The following is a 20014-nucleotide window of genomic DNA, read 5'->3' as shown; positions in this document are numbered from 1 at the left end:
CGTGCGATTCCACAATTTCGATCTGAACTTGCTCGTGGCTCTTGACGTGCTGCTGAAGGAGTGCAGCGTGACGCGTGCCGCCGAGGCCCTCAGTCTCAGCCCGTCAGCCATAAGCAATTCGCTGTCGCGGTTACGCGAGTATTTCGACGACGATTTGCTCGTTCAAATCGGCCGCAAGATGGAACTGACCCCGCGCGCCGAGGGCCTGCGAGAGGCTGTGCGCGACCTGCTGCTGCGCTTCGACAGCACGATCGCTGCGCCTCCGGCGTTCGAGCCGCATGCCAGTGATCGGGTGTTCCGCATCTTCTCGTCGGACTACGCGCAACTGGTGCTGGGGCCTGCGCTGATGACGCTGGCAGCACAGCAGAAGGCCAGGGTTCGCTTCGAGTTTGCGCAGCAGGTCGCACAGCCGCACCGCGACCTCGAGCGCGGCGAGGCAGACCTGCTGATCATTCCCACTGGATTCATGTCCCCCGACCACCCGCGCGAGGTGCTCTACAAGGAGGACTTCGTCTGCATGGTCTGGCGCGATGCCGAACTGGCCCGCGGCGAGTTGACATTCGAGCGCTATGTCTCCGCCGAACATGTCGTGATGCAGCCCAACAACGGACGTGTGGACGCCTTCGAAGGCTGGTTCCTGAAGCGCTACGGCGTCACGCGGCGCGTCGAGGTCCTGACCTACAGCTTCATCACGCTGCTCGCCTTGCTGGTCGGCACCAACCGCGTTGCCACGGTGCACGAGCGCGTTGCCCGTCGCCTCGTCGGCGTCTGGCCACTCGAGATCCGCCCTACGCCGATAAAGATCGATGCCATGGAGCAGGCCATGCAGTGGCACAAGTTCCGTACCAATGATCCGGGGCTGAGTTGGCTGCGCAGCCTGGTTGCAGAAGCAGCAAGTCGCATCGACGAGTACTGATGGCGGCTCATCTCGGCTTCTCCGGCCGGCCGCACGCCAGCCGCATGGCGCGCTGAGCGACGCGATCCCGGCAGCGCGACCCATCCGCATTCTGCAAGACTGCTATTCATCGACGGCAGTGCCCGAGCCGCGTCTTTTTACGTAACGTTCGCCACCCTACGGTCCGCCCCCTTCTGCGCGTGGCCGCTCCGATATCGATTTCAAGAGGTGGCACATGCGCGCGAACCGCCGAGATTGGTTGCAAACAGTGGTGGCAATCGCCACCGCACTGCCGATCGCCCAGGCAATCGGGGCCCATCGGGCGTCGCAGTCCGGGCCTTCAGTGCCCACGGAGCTGCTCTTGAATGAGCAGGCACTGGTGGAGAGCCGTCTGTTTGCTGCCGCTTGGCGGGGAGGCATCCAGCAAATCAATCTCGGCCCCAGCGTCGACGAGGCGCTGTTCGGTCCCCATGCCGTGAACTGGCGCCGCCTGCGCGGCCCCGTGATCGGCCTCACGACGCCAGCGACGCTGTTTTGCCTGGAGCAAGTCGCAGCGGCAGACGGTGTACGCACCGTCGCGCGTGTCGCAGCGCCGGAAGCCGGCGCGGTTGCCATTGCCGTCGAGCGGCTGCGCGCGCGACTCGGCGCTCCGTCGTCGTGGCGACCACTGGAACCCACCTTCGACGCCGCGCCATATCGATGGGTCGCGTGGCTGATGGCGCCACGCTTGGCGCTGAACTTGGATTCTTGAAAGAAGACGCATGGCCCGACGTTTGCCCCCAGGTGTCAGTGATCGCGACTTTGCGGCCGCACTGACTCAGTTCGCTGCCGCGGTCGGCAGCGACTGGGTGTTTACCAGCGAGGCTGACCTCGATCTCTATCGCGACGCCTACTCCCCGCTCTGGGGCACACGCGAAGAGCGCCTGGCGAGCGCTGCTGTCGCGCCCAGGTCGGTCGAACAAGTTCAGCAAGTCGTACGTATCGCCAACCGCTACAAGATTCCCCTCTATCCCATCTCGACAGGGAAGAACCTCGGCTACGGTGGCTCCGCGCCGGGCTACAGCGGTTCGATCGTCGTAGACCTCAAGCGCATGAACCGCATCGTCGAAGTCGACGACCGGCGCCACTTTGCGATCGTCGAGCCAGGTGTTTCGTATTTCGACCTCTATAACTACATCCAGGAGCGCAAGCTGCGCGTCTGGATCGACTGCCCGGAGCCCGGCTGGGGCAGCGTGCTGGGCAATGCGCTGGACCGTGGTGTCGGCTGGACCACGGGGCACTTCCGCGACCACTTCGGCTCGCATTGCGGTTTGGAAGTGGTGCTGCCCAGCGGCGAGTTGATGCGCACCGGCATGGGTGCGATGCCCAACGCCGACACCTTCGCGCAGTTTCCCTACGGCTTCGGCCCGACCGTCGATGGCCTGTTCGGGCAGGGCAACTTCGGCATCGTGACGCGCATGGGCATCTGGCTCATGCCCGAGCCCGAGGCCTACGCCACCGGCAAGGTCCGGGTGCTCCGCCGGCGCGACCTGATCCCCTTGATCGACGTCACCAACCGGCTCGAGCATGGCGGGCTGATCGGCCTGCCGATCTACGACAGCCCGCTCGCCAGCCTCATCGACCCCGAGCTCACGGCACTGACCAGCCGCGTGGATGTACCGGACAAAGAGCTCGATCAGTTCGCGGCGCGGCGCGGCCTGCCCATATGGGACTTGACGCTGCAGTTCTACGGCCCGGCAGAGACGGTGGCGGCGAACTGGTCGTATGCGAAGCGCCTGGTGCGCGAAGCGATCCCCGATGCCCGCTTCGAAGACGGCCCGACATTCAGGTTTCCGATGTCCGCACAGGACCAGAAACAAGTGCCATTCCGGGTGTCGATCGGCGCACCGAGCCTGGAGGGCTTTTCCCAGGGGCCGGTACGTTCGCGCTTCAACCCCTATCCGATGGACGGACACGTCTTCTTCTCGCCGATCATTCCCAAGACGGGCGAGGCGGCCCTGGAAGCCACCCGTGTTCTTGCCGATGTGATGGCGGCAATGCAAATACCCGGCTTGAACCCCCTGTTCCGGCCGCCCCAGGCGTCAATCTTCCGGTCGCTGCTGCTGGTGGTCGGCCTGCCAATCTCCCGGACCGACCCCAAGATCAACGAAGCCTCGATGAAGATCTTCCGTCATGCGGTGAAGCTCAGTGCCGAACGCGGTTGGGCCGAGTACCGCACGTCGCCGATCTTCAGCGATCTCATCTCGAGCGTGTATTCGTTCAACGACCATGCCCTTCGCCGGTTCACCGAGGCGCTCAAGGACGCGGCAGACCCGAACGGCATCATCGCGCCGGGAAGGGGAGGCATCTGGCCCAAGCACCTGAGAAAGGGGCGGCAGAAGTGAAGACGTCGTTCATGCTGCGCATGCTGTCGATCCCTGGCCTGGCATTGGCGCTGCTGTGCGCCGGCACCGCCCGGGCCGACGAAGACACGCTGTCGCCGCGCCAGGCCATCGGCAAGCGGGTCTACGAGACCTGGTGCGTGGCCTGCCACGGACCGGGTCCCGGCTACTACGGTCGAGGGCTCACCGGCACAGAAGCACTGGAGGCCAAGTACGAAGGCAAAGTACCGCCGGTGCTCGACCAGCGCACCGACCTCACGCCCGAGTTCGTCACGGTCTTCGTGCGACACGGCGTCTCGGTGATGCCGTTCTACCGGCGCACCGAGATCAGCGATGCGGACCTGGCAGCGCTCGGCGCCTACCTGTCGCGCCGCAATCCGGCGCTTCCCCCCGCCGAGGCAAGCCGCCCCTGATGAACCCGCCCACGATGCGCGCAGTACGCTTTCACGCGACCGGCGGCCCCGAGGTGCTGCGCTGCGAGGAGGTGCCGACACCTAGTGCGGGCCCCGGCCAGGTGCTGGTGCGCGTACTGTCGGCCGGGGTGAACTACGCCGACGTGTTGCGTCGCGCCGGTGAACCCTATCCGGTGCCGACGCCGCTGCCTTTCAATGCAGGGTCCGAGGTGGCCGGCGTCGTGTGTGCGCTCGGCGACGGTGTCGATACCGGCTGGATGGGCCGGCAGGTGCTCGGCGCCAGCATCATGGGCGGTGGCTATGCGCAGTACATCGCGCTGCCGTGTGCCGAGTTGCTGCCCTGGCCCGCAGGGCTGGATGCGCGGCTGGCCGGCACCTTGCTGATCCAGGGGACAACGGCCGCGCTGGCGCTGCACGACTCCGGTGAACTGCGTGCAGGCGAGCGCGTGCTGGTGCTCGGGGCTGCCGGCGGCGTCGGCTCGTGGCTGCTGCAACTGGCGCGTGCGAAGGGCGCCTCACTCGTGATCGGCGGCGCGCGCGGGGCGTCCCGATGCGATCAGGCGACAGCGCTCGGCGCGCACGCCAGCGTCGACTACAGCCACTCGGACTGGCCCGAACGTGTGCTCGAACTGACCCAGGGTCAGGGTGTGGACCTGTTGCTCGATGCCACTGCCGGCGAGTTGCTGCGCCAGGGCAGCGAATGCCTCGCCGCTTGGGGACGCATGGTCGTCTACGGCACAGCGGCGCCCACGCCCGGGGCGCTGGATTTCTTGCGCATCACCAGCCGCAACCAGCGCCTGACCGGCTTCTTCCTGGGCGGCTACTTTCAGCACCGACCGGCTCGTGTCGCCGAAGCGCTGTCCGAATTGGGAGCGCTGGTCCGCAGCGGTGCCGTCGCCCCCGCCGTGCACGGCGTGCTGCCGCTCGAGCAGGCCGCCGAAGCGCACATCCTGATGCAGGGGCGTGACGCCGTCGGCAAGCTCCTGCTCGACCCCTGGCCGGACAGCCACGACATGGACAGTGTCGCGCCGTGAGCGGTCGGCCCAACGCGATCACACCGGCCCTCTGAGGTTCATCGATGCCCAAACTCAACATCTGCGCGGCCCGCCGGCCGGGCATGACCCATGCACAGTACAGCCGCTATTTGCGTGACGACCATGCGCGCCTGGTGCTTGGCACCGAGGCTGTGGCGCGCTATCTGCAGGCCTACGTGCAGCAGCATGTCTACGACGGCTGCTACGGGCCCGAGGCGCCCGCGTGGCGGTATGACTCGGTCAGCCACATCCATGCGGCCACGCTCGCCGACCAGCAGGCCGCCAGCTCGACGCGCGAGTACAAGGAAATCATCGCCCCGGACGAGGGGCACTTTGCCGACCAGCGCTCGCCGCTGTTCCTGATGTTCGACGAGTCGCCGCTGCCGCTGCCCTGCAGCGGCGCGTCGACCCTGCGCCTGCTGCATTACCTTCGTGCGCGCAGCGCCGAGGCCGCCGCGGGCCTGCGCGCCGCCTGGGCCGCAGCGCACCAGGCACTGCTGGACGAAGAACCGGTGCTCTTCGAAGGCGTGCGCCGCGCCACGCTGAACATTTCCCTGTCACCCCCCGACGCCGAGCCGCCGCCTTATGCGGGAATGTGCGAGCTGGGGTTTCTGCAGCCGAAGGACGAGCCGGCCATGGCCGAGTACGTCGCCCGCATCGAACGTCGCCTCGGCCCGCTGATCCAGCGAGATGCAGGCTTCTACCTGCTGGCCGAGACCGTGCCAGTGCGCGGCACCTTGTATTGAAGCGGCCGCGCACGCGGCCCGAACCCCCTGCTCAGGAGACCCAAATGTCTACAGAGAGATCAACGAACTCGCCCGCGGCGCATCCGTGGAAGGGCCGCGTGGCGTTCGTCAGCGGTGCCGCCAGCGGGATCGGGTTCGGCCTCGCCCGCGTACTGGCGTCGCGCGGCGTGCGCGTCGCGATGAGCGACGTGCGCCGTGAAGCGCTCGATAGCGCCTGCGCCCGGCTGGCGGCCGAAGGCGCCGACGTGGCGCCCTTCGTGCTCGACGTCGCCGACCGGGCGGCCTTCTACGCCACTGCCGACGCCGTCGAACAGCGCTTCGGCAAGGTGCACTACGTCTTCAACAACGCCGGCGTGGGCGAAGTCGGCACCCCGCTCGACCAGGTGCCGGATCGCGTGTTCGACTGGGTCATCGACGTGAACCTTCGCGGGGTGTTCAACGGCATCAAGGCATTCGTGCCCAAGCTGCGGCGGCACGGCGAAGGCGGCCACGTCGTCAACGTCTCGTCGATGGCTGCGTTGGTGCCCGACCCCGGCTGGCACCAGGGTGTCTACGCGGCCACCAAGATGGCCGTCACCGCTTTGTCGCTGGACCTGCGGCGCGCGTTGGCCGGCACAGGCATCGAGGTGTCGATCCTCTATCCCGGGCTGGTTCGCACCGACATCGCAGCCAACGTCGGTGCGCTGCGACCCGTGGCCTACGACATGCCGCCCGAGACCCCGGCCTTGCTCGCCGCGGCCGACATGCCGCCCGAAACGGCGGCCGAGATCGTGCTGCGCGGCATGGAGCGCCGGGCTCCGTTGATCGTCACGCACCCGCTGATGTGGCCTGTCGTGGCCCAGTTCCACGACCAGGTCCGCGCGGCGTTCGAGGCTGCTCCGTAGTTCGCGGCTTCGCTACCCATTCCCGCCCATGCACCTGGTGCATCTGGCCATTGATCTGTCAACCCTTGAAAGACCCGTCCATGATCGTCGTCACCGGGGCCAACGGCCAACTCGGCCGCCTTGTCATCGAAGAACTGTTGAAGAGCGTGCCCGCCTCGGGCGTGGTGGCGGCCGTACGGTCACCCGCGAAGGCCCAGGACCTGGCCGCCCGCGGCGTGCAGGTCCGCCAGGCAGACTACGACCGGCCGCAGACGCTGGCGACGGCTTTTCGCGGGGCGGACAAGGTGCTGCTGATCTCCTCCAGCGAGATCGGGCGCCGCGTGCCGCAGCACCGCGCGGTGGTCGATGCCGCGCGCGCCGCCGGCGTCGGGCTGCTGGCCTACACGAGCGTGCTGCGCGCCGACGTCTCTGCTCTGCCGGTGGCCGGCGAGCACCGCGAGACCGAAGTCCTGCTGAAAGCCTGTGGTCTCCCGCACGTCCTGTTGCGCCACGGCTGGTACACCGAGAACTGCCTGATGAGCCTGCCTGCCGTGCTGCAACACGGCGCGCTGATCGGCGCCGCCGAAGACGGCCGCATTGCGGCGGCGTCACGCGACGACTTCGCTGCCGCAGCCGCCGCCGTACTGGTGGCCAACGGTCAGGCCGACGAGGTCTACGAACTTGCGGGCGACAGCAGTTTCACACTCGCTGAACTGGCCGCCGAGATCGGGCGCCAGGTCGGCCGGCCGATCCCGTATCACAACCTGCCCGAAGACGACTATCGCGGGGCCCTGATGGGCGCGGGCTTGCCCGAACCGGTGGCCACCATGGTCGCTCAGTCCGACACGGCGGCGGTAGAGGGTGCGATGTTCGACGACGGTCGGCAACTCAGCCGCCTGATCGGGCGGCCGACAACGCCCATGGCCACCACGCTCGCGGCAGCGCTTGCCGCGGCGCACTGACCCTCACCGCGCTTCTAAGGTAGCAATGTCCATCGCAAAGCTGCTCCCGCCGGCTTGGCCGGCACCATGACCCTGGCTCATGCGGACGCCAACAGCGTGGCAAATGAAGAGCTCGCGTTTCATCGCAACTGCGCTGCATGCCACTCGCTCGAGAAAGGGCAGAACCGGATCGGCCCGTCCCTGACTTCCATCCACGGGCGGAAGTCGGCCATGGCCGAAGGCTACAGCTACTCCGCAACCTTGCGGCAGCTCAACCTGGCGTGGTCGAATGCCACGCTGGAGCCCTTCCTGAGCGACGCGCAGCGGTTCGCGCCAGGCAGCAAGATGTGGGTCGAGTTGGACGACGAGAAGACGCGCAAGCACATCATCGAGTTTCTTCAGTTGCAATCCCCGGCCCGACTGCTAGTCGCGCCGCTTGTCGCGAACCTCAACGAAATAGGGACCTCATGAAGCCAGGCATCTCTCACTGCGCCGCGGGCTTGGTGCTGGGCGCGCTCGCCGCCTTCGCGGCGCTGGGCGGGCGGATCTCGAACGCCTTCGCGGCGGTCAAGGCCGCGGATGCCAAGGCGCTCGAGGCGCTGCTCGGCTGCCCGGTGATCACGCCCGAAGGCGCCAACAAGTACCGCATCGCCCGAGACATCGCCAACACGCCGTCGCCCAAGGCCATGGTGCTGTGGGAGCCTCAGCATGACGCCCCTGCGCGACCGCAGCCCCACCGACACAGCGTTCTTCCACCGCGAGAGTCGGTACAACGGATTCATCCTGACGCGCTGGTCCGACCCCAAGGACGGCCGCAAGAACATCGAATGGGTGCGCAGGCTGTGGGGGGCACCTGAAGCCCTTCGCCACCGGGCAGATCTTCATGAACTTCGCGAGCGAAACTGATCCCGAGTGGGCCGGCATCAGCTACGGGGACAACCTCGCCAGGCTGGCCAAGATCAAGCACCGCTACGACCCGGACAACGGGTCCAACTCGACCGTCAACATTCGGCCGCAGGCTTGAACGGCGATCTACTACCAATCAGACGACCATGCTGGACACCAATGACCTCCCGCCCCTGCGCTATCGGCCGGCGGCCGGGACGGCGCGCACCGGCTACCCTGGCCTGCGACCCGCATCCAAGGTACTCAAACGCGGGCACGTGCACCGCGAAGGCGTCTTGCCGCTGCAGTGCGACGTGCTGTTCGAGCAAGACGCGGAAGTGCAGCTGCGCGACGGAACGCGCATCTACGTGGACGTGTTCCGCCCCGTCGAAGCACACGACTGCCCGGTGCTGATCGGCTGGAGCCCCTACGGCAAGCAGTTCGGCCCGCTGAACCTGGACACGTTCCAGCACCCTGCAAGGATGGACGTGCCGCGGCAACTCGAGGACGGCCTCAACATGTTCGAGGCACCGAACCCGTCGTACTGGGTTTCGCACGGCTATGCCGTCATTTCGCCCGACCCTCGCGGCATCTTCTCGTCCGAAGGCGACATCCACCTGTGGGGGGAGCGCGAGGCGCGCGACGAGTACGACCTCATCGAGTGGGCGGGCACCCGTGCCTGGTCGAACGGCAAGGTGGGCCTGGCGGGCAACTCCTATCTGGCGATGACCCAATGGTTCGTCGCAGCGCAGCGCCCACCACACCTGGCCGCCATTGCGCCGTGGGAGGGCGCCTCCGACCTGTACCGCGACTCGTCCTGCCGGGGCGGCATTCCGGAAACAGTCTTCTCACCGGCGATTCTGGGCACGCTGCCCGGCGAGCGCAGGATCGAGGACGCGCAGGTTATGCAGGCGGAGCACCCGCTGTACGACTCGTACTGGCGGGACAAGGCCGCGGCGCTGTCGCGCATCGAGGTGCCAGCGTACGTCACCGCGTCGTGGACCAATCTGGTCCATACCGCGGGCACGCTGCGCGGTTGGTCACAGCTCGGCAGCACCCGGAAGTGGCTGCGGGTGCATAACACGCACGAGTGGAACGATCTTTACAACCCCGCCAACGTCGAAGACCTGCGCCGCTTCTTCGACCACGTCCTCAAAGGGCTGGACAACGGCTGGCAGGCCACCCCGCCGGTGCGGCTGACGGTGCTCGACCCCGGGCATGCCGATGTGGTGTACCGCGCGGAGGACACGTTCCCGCTGGCTCGCCAGGAACTGCTTCCGTTCTATCTCACTGCCGAGGGCAGCCTGGAGCGCGCAACGCCGAAACAGGAGGCAGCGCTGTCGTACGACAGCGCCGACGCCACAGGCATCAAATTCCGCGTCACCTTCGATCGCCTAACCGAGATCACCGGCCACGTGAAGGCCAAACTGTGGGTAGAGGCGCCGGACCATGACGACATGGACCTGTTCGTGACGGTGCGAAAGCTGGACGCCCATGGACAGGTGCAATCGGCGCACGTAGTCACCGGCGCCAGCCACGAAGGACCGAACGGCCGATTGCGGGTGTCGATGCGCCGGCTCGATCCCGAACGATCGCGGCCGGAACTGCCGGTACACGCCTTCGACACGGTGCAGAAGCTCTCGCCGGGGGAGACCGTGCCGGTCGAAATCGATGTATGGCCCATGTCGATGCGCTGGCATGCGGGCGAGACGCTCGAGCTGACGGTCAACGGCGTGGACACGCTGGTGCGACCCGAGTTGCCGCAGCTGCCGGCGCTGCCGACCTTGAACAAGGGCGCGCACGTGGTGCACGTCGGCGGGCGATACGACGCCCACCTGCTGCTGCCGTTCGTCTCGCCCGCCTGACATCAACCGGCCACCGGCGTCACTGCAGTTCCCGCAGGAACTCCAGCACCAGCGTGTTGAAGGCCTACAGATTGTCTCGATGAACGCCGTGGCCGCACCCCGGGACGGTGTGCGTGCGAGGCATCAGTTCTGTCAGAGCCGCGAACGTGGCCCGGTGCACGGGCATGGTTCGCTCTCCCCGAAGCAGCAGCGTCGGCACGCGCAGCGCGGCGAGCGCATCCGCATCGACGATCGGATAGGGGTTCGAGGAGAGCGCCAGCGCGTGCATCGCCTCGGCTTGCACAACCGGCGGGCGAGACCCGACGGCGTCGTCGCCTCGCTCGGCCCCTGCCGTTGATGCCCGTCGTCAGGAGTTCCACGGCACGCCCGGGACGGCCGGCCCGGAAGTCCTCGCCGGACGGTGCAAACACCTCGCGTTCGAACTGCAGTCGGGCTTCCCGGCCCCCGGGCACCCGATCAGCTGAAGGCAAGACCGGCGGCTCGGTCAAGGCCAGCGCTCGCACCTTCTCCGGGTGCGCGATCGCCGCCCACAGTGCCGTGTACGGGCGAGCCCGGCCCTGGGGCGCTCTCAATGGCCGGCGGCAGCCTCCCGTTCAGCTCTGATCAATCCCTCGATCGTTCGGCGCATGCGCACGGGTCCGGCATCGATGGCCAGCAACGCGGGCTTCATGGCCCATAGATCCTGGTCGCCGACGACCTGCTGCTGGGCGTCGACGATGGGTTTGTCCTGCTCGGCGAATGCGATGCGGCGCAGGCGCGCCAGCTCCTCGTCGGTGGCTGCATCGAACGCCGTGCCGGGCGGCCTCGCGGAGGCAAAGTGATAGTGCGTAGTCGATGAGGTTTCGGGCGTCACCAGGTGGATGCCGTAGTACCAACCACGAACCTCACGCTCGCCGCCCGGCGCCTTCACGCCGGCGTCGAGCAGATAGCAGCCCGGCGCCGTCCAGCGCATGTTCTGCCAAGCGTCCACAGGCTTGCCGTCCTGGCGAAACAGCATGTTGAAGACCGCTGGCACGTCCACGTTGGGCATGTCGCGGTCCACGTGCAGCGCACCGTTTTCCTCGCGGACGACGGGGAGGGTCTGCAACATCTGGGCGCTGCCGAGCAGGCCCTTGTGCAGGTATGCCACATGGCTGAGGTCGAGCAGATTCTCGCCCATCAATATGTAGTTGGCGGCGATGTTGATCGCGCCCTTGGTGGTGTGGAAGCCCGAGCCGGCGTCCAGCATGCTGTAGTCGGGAATGAGTGCGGCATCGGCCTCGCGATCGCCCATCCAGATCCACACGATGCCGTGCCGCTCCACCACCGGGTAGCTTCGCACATTGGCGGCGGCCGGTATCCTGCCGTCGCCGTGCGGATTCTTGATGCAGCGGCCCGTGCAGTCGAACTGCAGGCCGTGATAGCAGCATTCGATCGTGTCACCCTTCAGATGCCCAAGGTGCAAAGGGATGAATCGGTGCGGGCAGCGGTTGAACAGAGCCACCGGATCGCCATCGGCCTTGCGATAGAAGACCACGTCCTCGTCGAGCAGCTTGCGACGGAACAGCTCCCCCGCTTGGACGTCTTCGCTCCAGCAGGCCACATACCAGGCATTGCGCAGAAATCCCATGCTTCTCTCCTGTTCCGGTATTCGATTCAACGGGGCGCGATGAAGACGTGCCCCTGCTCGATCCACACCAGGGTAGGCGTCGATCGGTACGCCGCGGGCGCACAAGTGGGTTGGCCGTTCCGCACATCGAACCTTGATGCAGCGGACATTCACGGGCGCGGCTGCCCGCCGGGCCGCAGCACGGCCGTCTCGCGCGCGATCTGCTGCGACAGCATGCGGCGCACGCGAATGCCCGCAGCATCCTGCAGCCCGGATTGCTCTTGCGCCGTGGTTGCGCGTGCCGCGGCCGGCTCGATGGCCTCCAGTGCGTCGATGTCCTCCTGCCGAATACCGCGGTCGATCTGCGCAAACTGCTGCGAGAACGCCTCATCATCGAGCCGGTAGTCACGCGAGAACGCGGAGAAGTAGTGCGTCGAGGAGCGGGTCTCCGGGGTGACGCCATGAAAGACTCGCAGCGCTCCGCCGCGCTGGCCGTCAGGATGCATGATGGCCAGCGACCCGGCCTTCTCGTCGTGCAACCGGTGAACCGTGCCGGTCACAATCAGTGCCGGCCCATGGTAGTCGGACGGCGAGTCGAGATCCATCGTGCCCTGCCCAGGGCCAAACTGCAGCGTGGCGTAGTCGTCATACGGCACGCCGCGCAGCGGCCGGGCGGCGAAAAGGTGGTCGCCCTCCACGCGCAGTGACAACGGCGCGTCGAAGCCCGGGGGGTCCTCGCCTTCGGGGAAGTTGAACACCGAGGCATGCACGTAGGCTACGTGAGTCAAGTCGAACAGGTTGTCCAGAAGCAGCGTGTAGCGCGCCTTGATGTGCGTGGTGATGCCATGCCAGAACAGCCAGCTGGGCCCGGCGCAAGCCGGACGAGGAAGCAGCGCCGGATCGGCCAGCGTGGGATCGCCCATCCAGACCCATACCCAGCCCATGTGCTCGGCCACCGGGTACTGGCGCACCCGCATCGACGTGGGCACTTTGTCCTGTGTGGGGATGTGCACGCAGCGGCCGTCACCGCCGAAGACGAAGCCGTGGTAGCCGCAGGCGACGTCGTCGCCCATCAGCTTGCCATTGACGAGGGGAAATAGCCGATGTGGGCAGCGGCCGGCCAGTGCCACCGGCTCGCCATTGGCCTTGCGGTAGAACACCAGCTCTTCCTCGAGCAGGGTGCGCGCCAGCAAGGTGCGGCCCACCTCGCCGCTTTGCGCCGCCACCCACCACTGGTTGCGCGGAAAGAGTTGGCCATCTTCGAGCGGATACATCGGGATTTCCTGACAGAAGCGATGCAGCACATTATGAAAATCCGGACCGGCGGCGTCATCGCACTTTCGGCACGGTGCGCGCCAAGCAGCTCAGCGTTTACCCGCTCTCGCCGTCGTGCCCCGGGGCAACGCCGAAGCACTGGCGATAGGCACGATGGAAACTGGCCGGATGGCGATAGCCGGCAAGGGCCCCCGCCTCGGCCGCGCTGACCCCCGTGCGAGCCAGGTGGCGCCGCGCCATGTCGAGCCTGATTTCCAGCAGCAGCGCGCGGAACGACACGCCGCGGGCCGCCAGCCGTTGCCGCAGCGTGCGCGACGCGATGCCGATGCGCCGCGCCACCTCTTCCTGCGACGGGAAGCCGTCGTCGCATTGCGCCATCAACAGTTGCCGAACCCGCCCCTCGATCTCGACCGGATGCTGCTGTCGCTGCCAGGCGCCGAGGGCGCGCAGGGGCGCGGCCGACACGACCGAGCACGGGTCACGCGGCTGTTCCAACCATGCGGCCGGCTGCCGCACCTCATGCCAAGCATGGCCGAATTGCACGCGACACCCGAGCCGCCGACGGTATTCGGAAGCGTCGGGCGGGGTCCGGAAACCGTAGCGCACTTCAAAGCGATCCGGCTCGACGCCTGGCACCAGTTCGCGCGTGACCGCGGCGCTCATCGCCGTCATCGCCTGGGCCAGCGGCACCGGATGACATACCGCAGAGGGTTGTGGGAGATAGCGGCAGACCACCATGTCGCGTTCGCGGAACACCTCCAGACGCACATGTCGCCACGCGGAGCCGTAGAAGCGCTGCGCGAGATTCAGCGCCTCCCCAGACCTCCCGGCGCCCAGCAGGGCTTGGCCGAAGATGCCGAAGTCGCGCAGGCTCAGTCGCAAGCCCAGCTGCAGGCCGGGCACCGGCAGGGCATGCGATGCATGCAGCCAGCTGAGCAAGGCATAGAAGGCGTCGAAGCTCAGGCGTTCCGACGCGGTAGCGACGTCGTCGCGCGTGAGGCGAACACGGCACAGCGCTTCCTCGGCCAGCCCCACACCTTGGCGTCGCAGCAGGTACAGCAGGTTTTCGAAGTAGGTACGCAGGATCTCCCGCTCGGGCGCCTCCCCGTCGCTCGGAGGGTCGTGCCTGTACGAATTCGGCAACATACGGAGGAACCCCGCTACTCAAATCGCAGCCGGGCCCGTTCCGCTATCTGCCGGTGCAGCCGCACATCCTCACGGATCTGGCGCAGCATGCGCTGGGCATCACCGCCCTCAGGCGTCAACCCCATGTCCTGCAGCCGCTGGCGCAGTGCCGGTGCTGCCAGTGCTTCGTTCAGCGCGGTGTTCAGGCGCGTCACGGTGGCAGCCGGCGTACCCGCCGGCGCCAGCAGACCGACCCAGCTCACGACCGCGAAGTCCTCGAGCCCCGCCTCCACCGCCGTGGGCACGCCCGGCATGCGAGGATCGCGGTGCACGCCTGTGACGGCCAGCATGCGCACCTTGCCTGCCTCGGCATATGCCTTCGCGGTGGCATCGAAAGCCATGTCCAGCGTACCGCCGGCCACGTCGTTGAGTGCGCCAGCGGTGGACCGATAAGGAACGTGAACGATGAAAGTGCCCGTCAGCGACTTGAAGTACTCGCCAAGGAAGTGCGTGCCGCTGCCCGGGCCCGAGCTGCCATAGCTCAGCTTGCCGGGATGGCTGCGCGCATAGGCCACCAGCTCGGGCAGCGACTTCACGGGCAGCGCATTGGCCACCACCAGCGACAGGCCATAGCTGGCCAGCATGCCCACCGGCAAGAGGCTCTTGTCGGCCTCGTACTTCACGGCCGGATCGACGATCGGCAGGATGGTGTAGCTGGTGTTGGTAAACAGCAGAGTCTGCCCGTCCGGCGCAGCCTTCATCACCACGTCAGTGCCGATGCGCGAACCACCGCCAGGCCTGTTCTCAACGATCACGGTCTGCCCGAGCGCCGGGCCCAGCCGTTCGGCCAGCCCGCGCGCCGCCAGGTCTGTCACGCCACCAGCCGGGAACGGAACGACCAGCCGAAGCGTGGCCGGAACCGTCTGCGCGGCGCACGACAGCGAGACCACCGCTGTGGCCAGTCCCATGAGGAATCGATGTTGTCTCATGCCCCAGGTTCTCACGCGCGACCTCATACTGCGTCCAGCCCGTCCCAGCAGAGGTACTTCACCTCCACGTACTCGTCGATCCCCAGGTGCGAGCCCTCGCGGCCCAGGCCGCTTTGCTTGATGCCGCCGAAGGGCGCCACCTCATTAGAGATCAGCCCGCAGTTGATGCCGACCATGCCCGCCTCGATGCGCGCGGCATTGCGCCAGATGCGTGCCGCATCGCGGCTGTACAGGTAGGCGGCCAGGCCGAACTCGGTGTCGTTGGCCATCGCGATGGCCTCCTCTTCGGTCTCGAAGCGGAAAAGCGGCATCACCGGGCCGAAGGTCTCCTCGTGCGCGATGCGCATCGCGCTCGTCACGTCGGCCAGCACGGTCGGCTCGAAGAAATTGCCCCCCAGTGCGTGGCGGCGCCCGCCATGCAGCAACCGCGCGCCCTTGGCAAGCGCATCAGCCACGTGCTCCTCGACCTTCTCGACGCCGGCGGCGTCGATCAGCGGGCCGAGGTTCACGTCTGGTTCCAGGCCGTTGCCGACCCGCAGCTTCGCCACGCGCTCGACGATGCGTTCGGCCAGCGCGTCGTAGACGCCGGACTGCACCAACACGCGGTTGGCGCCGATGCACGACTCGCCGGTGTTGCGGAACTTGGCCGACATCACGCCGTCGGCGGCGGCATCGAGGTCGGCGTCGTCGAAGACGATGAAGGGCGCATTGCCACCCAGTTCCATCGAGCACTTCTTGATGGTCTGCGCGGCCTGCGTCAGCAATACGCGCCCGACTTCGGTGGAGCCGGTGAACGTGATCTTGCGCACTGCAGGGTTGGAAGTGAGCTCGCCGCCGATGGCACGCGTGTCGTTGCCGGTGAGTACGCTGAACACGCCCGCTGGCACGCCGGCGCGGTGGGCCAACTCGGCCAGCGCGAGCGCCGTCATCGGCGTCTGGCTGGCGGGCTTGACCACCATCGTGCAGCCGGCGGCCAGCGCCGGGCCGGCCTTGCGCGTGATCATCGCGGCAGGGAAATTCCACGGCGTGATCGCGGCGCATACGCCGACGGGCTCGCGCAGCGCGACGATGCGTTGCGTCTCCTTGACGCCCGGAATCATGTCGCCGCGCACGCGTGTGGCCTCTTCCGAGAACCAGCGCACGAATCCGGCGGCGTAGTCGATCTCCCCGCGCGCCTCGGCCAACGGCTTGCCCTCCTCGAGCGTGATCAGCGTGGCCAGGTCTTCCTTGTGCTGAACGATCAGCTCGTACCAGCGACGCAGCACCTCGCCGCGCGCCTTGGCGGTGGTGCGCCGCCAGGGGCCGAAGGCGGCCTGCGCGGCATCGATGGCGCGACGCGTCTCGTCCTCCCGGCAGCGCGGAAGCTCGACCAGGCGCGAGCCGTCGGCCGGGTTGTGCAGCGCATAGCGGCCATGCGGCGTCGCGGCCACCCATTCGCCGCTGATGAAGGCGGCTTCGCGCCAGAGCGTGGCGTCTTTGAGCAGGTGTTTCATCGTGGACTCTCGCTCAGCACGGGTAACGGCCGACGATGAAGGCCGAATCGGGATCGGGCGTGACTTCGCAGCCCGAGGCCACCAGCCCCTGGCGCAGCGACTTCATCCAGCGGTCGGGGATGCGCAGCGACGGCGCGCGCAGCGGCCCGCCGTTGAAGCCGGCCAGCCAGTCCTGATACTTCCACTGCGTGCGGTTGAGCGCGCCAATGGCGGGCGCCGAGGCCGCCGACGCGGCTGTGTTGGCCTGGCGGGCGGGGTTGACCTTCCAGTAGAGCTTCATCGCCTCCTCGAAACGGCCGGTACGGGCCAGTTCGAAGGCGCGCGGATAGTAGTCCCCCATCCACTGCGTGTTGCTGGTGCCGGAGAACTGCAGCTTCATCAGGCTCATCAGCGGGATCGCGTCGGCCTCGATCGGACAGCTGATCACCACCTCGTCGCGGAAGTGGTGGTACATCTCGCAGATACCGGCAGGCAATGGGAAGCCCTGCTCGGACTTGATCGCAACGACGTTGGGGCAGTCCTTCAGCAGTCGGCGCATCAACTCCAGCGACATGCCGGCCGGGTGCACGCGCTCGAAGCCCCAGGTCGGGATCGGGAACAGCATCACGCCCAAGTCGGTCGCGTCGCAGAAGGCCTTGGTGTAGTCGTAGATCTCCTGCTCGCTGGTGGGCCAGAAGTTCGACGGGTACGACAGCAGCACCAGGTCTGCACCGGCCTTCTCGGCCAGCTTGACGGCCTCGATGTTGTCGGCCAGCGTGCCGAATGCCGCGTGGAAGAACAGGCCAAGCTTGCTGCCCGCGGTGTCGCGGGCCCAGGCGGTGAACTGGGCGTTCTCCTCGGCGGTGATCGCCACCTCGGAACACAGCAGTGTGTAGGTGAAGCCCAGCTTCACGACGCGCTCGATGTCGTGGCGGATCCCGAGCTCGTTCAAGCGCTTGAGGTCGGCGCTGTAGCTGGGGATGGTGACTGCCGAGCAGCCGACGAGGTGCTGGCGCGCCCATGCGCGGACGTCGGTCTTCTTGTAGTTGGGCATTCGATTCTCCTTGAACTTCACTTGGCAATGGGCACGATGCTGGCGGGCATGTCTACACCGCGGCCTAACTGGCGCGCACGGGCAAACAGAATCTCGGCCACGACGATGTCCTGCAACGCCGAGCCGACCGACTTGTAGAGCACGATGTCGGCGGCGCTGCGCCGTGGCGCAATGCGGCCGGCCACCAGATCGGAAAGCGGCACCAGCTTGCCAGACAGATCGACGCCCGCATTTGTGGCAGCAATGCCGTCACCCGTGTCGTGCATCACTTCCTCGGGCATGTCGGCGACGATGCAGGCGGCGCGCGCCATCGTCTCTTCGTCGACCTCGCGCTGCTCGGGCAGAGTCGAGCCAAGCGAAACTACGGTGGTGCCGGCAGGCAACCAGGCGCCGCGAAGCACCGGCGATTCGTCGCGGCTGCGCGCCGCACACAGCACGACATCGGCCGCGCGGACCGCGGCCTCGGGGGAGTCGACGGCCGTGATGTCCAGCGCGCGGCGGAAGCCCTGCGCGAAGCGTTCGCGGCTGGTCGGCGTTGGGCTGAAGACTCGCACCGACTTCAGTGTGCGCACGGCCGCTAGGCATTCGAGCGCACCGCGCGCCTCAAAACCCGAGCCAACGACGCCCACGGTCAGCGGCTGCTGCGGTGCCAGCCGGTCGACAGCCAACGCTGCGGTGGCTGCGGTGCGCAGGCCGGTGACGCGGTTGCCGTCGATCAGCGCCGTGAGCGCCATGGTCCGCTGGTCGAACAGCGAGATGAGGTAGCTGGCGCGGCGCGCGCGCGGTGAGGCCGCGATGAGCTTGCAGCCCATGGTCGCGCCGCTGGGAGAGATGGCCGTCAGGCTGCGCAACCAGAAGCCTTCGCCGCGCGCCATCGAGCGCGGCGGCACCATGGCAGCCGAGACCGGCAGGCCGTAGGCGCGGGCCAGGGCGTTGACGGTCGAAGGCCAGTCGGCGAGCGCAGCGACGTCGGCGTCACCGAGGAACAGGGTGGGCGCGGGCGGCGCCAGGGTAGTGGTGTCGGACACAGGACGGCGGCAGTGTTGGGATGGACCGGAACATTAACGACTTAGCCGCGGTCCGGGCACTGCTGCCAGCGCAAGGCAGACTTGCGAAAAACGGATGGAGCGTAGCGCCCTCGTCAGCGGGCGGTGATCTTGTCCGCGAGCGCGCAGACTAGCCGATGCACCTCTCGTGAGGCGCGCGTGTGAGGCCGGCGCGGCGATTCGGCGAGCACGACGAAGCGCTCGAGCTGGGGCTGCACGATGCACGCGGAAGCGAGCCGCGCGTCGCCCGCACCGTCAGGGACCGCCGCAATCGCATAGCCACCTCCCGCCGCCGCGACCTCGTACTGCAGGTGCACCGAGTCGGCCTCGATCACGACGTGCAGGCGCAGTCCGTGTTCAGCCGCCAATCGATCCAGGCGCGTGCGCAATAGGTGCGGTCGGGCAGGCAGGATTAGCGGCAACTCGGAGATCCTGATCAGTGGCACCTCCCCTCCCGCCAGCACCGCGTCACCGAGACGGCCGATCAAGTGCAATGGCACCCGCGCAAGGATGCGCTCGTCGCCAACGCTTGTTGCGTCCTCACGCAGCACCACTGCCATGTCGAGCCGGCCTTCGCGCAACTGTTCCTCGAGCTGCGCGCTTGCCCCTTCGACCAGGTGCAGCCGCACACCGGGCATGCACTCACGCACCGTCGACGCCAGCGGCCCCGCGTAGCGCGGCACCGCTGATGGCAGCAGCCCGATCAGCACGTCGCCCATCGGCTGACCCCGCGCAGCCCGGATGTCTTCGACTAGCGCGTCGGCGTCCGCCGCCAACCGAACCACGCGCGGCAATAACTGTGCGCCGAACTCGGTGAGCACAACGCCGCGGCCCGTGCGCACGAATAGCCGCTCACCGCATTGCCGCTCCAGGTGCGCGATCGCTCGGCTGATCGCCGACTGCGGCATTGCCAACGCGGCGGCCGCCTTGTTCAGACTGCCGGCCTCGACGACGCGCAGAAACACCCGCCAGCGAGAGTCGATCACTGCCCAGGCGGGTGCCGCGTCACCGTCTTGGGTGTGCGGAAGCGGCGCGGCCAGATCGGGCCTGTCGGCGCTCACCGCAGCACCTCCGCATCGCCACGCAGCACGTCGCGTACCGAGCCTCCAACATGCTGCATGAACACGCCGACGCAGTGCGTTCGACCCAGGTGAGGATGGACCAGGGAATCGGTCGTGGTGAACCTGATCGTGCCAGTCAACTCAGTGGCCCTCACGTCGATGGACCGCCGCGCGCTCGCGACAACGATCTCGATCGAAGCCCGGCATCAGCCGGTTGCCGGCCCCCTCAGTGAGCTCGTGGTGCAAGCGGTAGAACAGTGGTGCGCCGATGGCCTGCTCCAGTGCCTGGATGCGCAAGGCCGTGGGATCAGAGACACCCAGCATGCGTGCCGCCGCCGGTGATCGCCACCACATATCGAAGGTCGCTCCAGTCATTGCTTG

Annotated in this window: 22 protein-coding genes; 13 read left to right on the top strand and 9 right to left on the bottom strand. The window is 67.4% G+C overall.

The features are described 5' to 3' along the window. Position 1: 1 nt before the first annotated feature. The 12 genes from ACSQ89_RS39795 to ACSQ89_RS39740 all read left to right on the top strand — a co-directional run bounded on the left by ACSQ89_RS39795 (position 2) and on the right by ACSQ89_RS39740 (position 10023). Positions 2 to 916: a LysR family transcriptional regulator gene (locus ACSQ89_RS39795; protein WP_436297639.1), complete on the top strand. Its 915-nt coding sequence runs from the start codon at positions 2 to 4 to the stop codon at positions 914 to 916. Positions 917 to 1130: 214 nt separating this feature from the next. Continuing rightward, positions 1131 to 1646, top strand: a complete 516-nt coding sequence (locus ACSQ89_RS39790; RefSeq protein ID WP_436297638.1) for a hypothetical protein — start codon at positions 1131 to 1133, stop codon at positions 1644 to 1646. 10 nt (positions 1647 to 1656) lie between these two features. Next, complete coding sequence (locus ACSQ89_RS39785; RefSeq protein ID WP_436297637.1) at positions 1657 to 3279, top strand: FAD-binding oxidoreductase; 1623 nt, start codon at positions 1657 to 1659, stop codon at positions 3277 to 3279. Next, complete coding sequence (locus ACSQ89_RS39780; protein WP_436297636.1) at positions 3276 to 3689, top strand: c-type cytochrome; 414 nt, start codon at positions 3276 to 3278, stop codon at positions 3687 to 3689. The genes ACSQ89_RS39785 and ACSQ89_RS39780 overlap by 4 nt, the downstream gene beginning before the upstream one ends. Beyond that, positions 3689 to 4723: a quinone oxidoreductase family protein gene (locus tag ACSQ89_RS39775; protein ID WP_436297635.1), complete on the top strand. Its 1035-nt coding sequence runs from the start codon at positions 3689 to 3691 to the stop codon at positions 4721 to 4723. Before ACSQ89_RS39780 ends, ACSQ89_RS39775 begins: the two co-directional genes overlap by 1 nt. 44 nt (positions 4724 to 4767) lie before the next feature. Beyond that, positions 4768 to 5469, top strand: a complete 702-nt coding sequence (locus ACSQ89_RS39770) for an EthD domain-containing protein (protein ID WP_436297634.1) — start codon at positions 4768 to 4770, stop codon at positions 5467 to 5469. Between the two features lie 44 nt (positions 5470 to 5513). Continuing rightward, complete coding sequence (locus tag ACSQ89_RS39765; protein WP_436297633.1) at positions 5514 to 6353, top strand: SDR family NAD(P)-dependent oxidoreductase; 840 nt, start codon at positions 5514 to 5516, stop codon at positions 6351 to 6353. An 80-nt stretch (positions 6354 to 6433) separates the two neighbouring features. Then, positions 6434 to 7294 carry an NAD(P)H-binding protein gene (locus ACSQ89_RS39760; protein ID WP_436297632.1) on the top strand — a complete coding sequence of 287 codons (861 nt, stop codon included), beginning with the start codon at positions 6434 to 6436 and terminating at the stop codon, positions 7292 to 7294. Positions 7295 to 7348: 54 nt separating this feature from the next. Next, complete coding sequence (locus tag ACSQ89_RS39755) at positions 7349 to 7744, top strand: c-type cytochrome (RefSeq protein ID WP_436297631.1); 396 nt, start codon at positions 7349 to 7351, stop codon at positions 7742 to 7744. After that, a complete protein-coding gene (locus ACSQ89_RS39750; RefSeq protein ID WP_436297630.1) occupies positions 7741 to 8130 on the top strand; it encodes a hypothetical protein in 390 nt (129 codons plus the stop codon). The genes ACSQ89_RS39755 and ACSQ89_RS39750 overlap by 4 nt, the downstream gene beginning before the upstream one ends. Positions 8131 to 8156: 26 nt before the next feature. Next, positions 8157 to 8297, top strand: coding sequence for a BBE domain-containing protein (locus tag ACSQ89_RS39745; protein ID WP_436297629.1), 141 nt, complete (start codon positions 8157 to 8159; stop codon positions 8295 to 8297). A gap of 28 nt (positions 8298 to 8325) precedes the next feature. Beyond that, positions 8326 to 10023 (top strand): CocE/NonD family hydrolase, encoded by a 1698-nt coding sequence (locus ACSQ89_RS39740; protein WP_436297628.1) that lies wholly within the window; start codon positions 8326 to 8328, stop codon positions 10021 to 10023. Positions 10024 to 10087: 64 nt separating this feature from the next. On the opposite strand, the gene ACSQ89_RS39735 is transcribed toward ACSQ89_RS39740, so the two are convergent. The 9 genes from ACSQ89_RS39735 to ACSQ89_RS39695 form a co-directional block, all read right to left on the bottom strand. After that, complete coding sequence (locus tag ACSQ89_RS39735; RefSeq protein WP_436297627.1) at positions 10088 to 10291, bottom strand: alpha/beta fold hydrolase; 204 nt, start codon at positions 10289 to 10291, stop codon at positions 10088 to 10090. 300 nt (positions 10292 to 10591) lie between these two features. Next, on the bottom strand, positions 10592 to 11737 hold the full coding sequence (locus tag ACSQ89_RS39730; protein ID WP_436297626.1) for a Rieske 2Fe-2S domain-containing protein: 1146 nt from the start codon (positions 11735 to 11737) through the stop codon (positions 10592 to 10594). Positions 11738 to 11781: 44 nt separating this feature from the next. Next, positions 11782 to 12915: a Rieske 2Fe-2S domain-containing protein gene (locus ACSQ89_RS39725; RefSeq protein ID WP_436297625.1), complete on the bottom strand. Its 1134-nt coding sequence runs from the start codon at positions 12913 to 12915 to the stop codon at positions 11782 to 11784. A gap of 67 nt (positions 12916 to 12982) precedes the next feature. After that, the gene (locus ACSQ89_RS39720) at positions 12983 to 14032 is read right to left on the bottom strand and encodes an AraC family transcriptional regulator ligand-binding domain-containing protein (RefSeq protein WP_436297624.1); all 1050 of its coding nucleotides are present in this window, start codon (positions 14030 to 14032) and stop codon (positions 12983 to 12985) included. Positions 14033 to 14046: 14 nt separating this feature from the next. Then, a complete protein-coding gene (locus ACSQ89_RS39715) occupies positions 14047 to 14979 on the bottom strand; it encodes a Bug family tripartite tricarboxylate transporter substrate binding protein (protein ID WP_436297623.1) in 933 nt (310 codons plus the stop codon). Positions 14980 to 15023: 44 nt separating this feature from the next. Then, positions 15024 to 16493: an NAD-dependent succinate-semialdehyde dehydrogenase gene (locus tag ACSQ89_RS39710; RefSeq protein WP_436297622.1), complete on the bottom strand. Its 1470-nt coding sequence runs from the start codon at positions 16491 to 16493 to the stop codon at positions 15024 to 15026. A gap of 13 nt (positions 16494 to 16506) precedes the next feature. Further along, positions 16507 to 17526 carry a dihydrodipicolinate synthase family protein gene (locus tag ACSQ89_RS39705; protein ID WP_436297621.1) on the bottom strand — a complete coding sequence of 340 codons (1020 nt, stop codon included), beginning with the start codon at positions 17524 to 17526 and terminating at the stop codon, positions 16507 to 16509. A gap of 17 nt (positions 17527 to 17543) precedes the next feature. After that, positions 17544 to 18554, bottom strand: coding sequence for an ornithine cyclodeaminase family protein (locus tag ACSQ89_RS39700; protein ID WP_436297620.1), 1011 nt, complete (start codon positions 18552 to 18554; stop codon positions 17544 to 17546). A gap of 113 nt (positions 18555 to 18667) precedes the next feature. Beyond that, complete coding sequence (locus ACSQ89_RS39695) at positions 18668 to 19633, bottom strand: LysR family transcriptional regulator (RefSeq protein ID WP_436297619.1); 966 nt, start codon at positions 19631 to 19633, stop codon at positions 18668 to 18670. A 117-nt stretch (positions 19634 to 19750) separates the two neighbouring features. Here ACSQ89_RS39695 and ACSQ89_RS39690 point away from each other — a divergent pair, with 117 nt between their 5' ends. After that, complete coding sequence (locus ACSQ89_RS39690) at positions 19751 to 19975, top strand: hypothetical protein (protein ID WP_436297618.1); 225 nt, start codon at positions 19751 to 19753, stop codon at positions 19973 to 19975. Positions 19976 to 20014 lie beyond the last annotated feature (39 nt).

Source organism: Variovorax sp. LjRoot175 (assembly GCF_964253805.1).
GTDB lineage: Bacteria > Pseudomonadota > Gammaproteobacteria > Burkholderiales > Burkholderiaceae_C > Variovorax.
The sequence above is the reverse complement of the archived record's forward strand: the minus strand, read 5'-3'. Positions and strand labels throughout refer to the sequence as shown.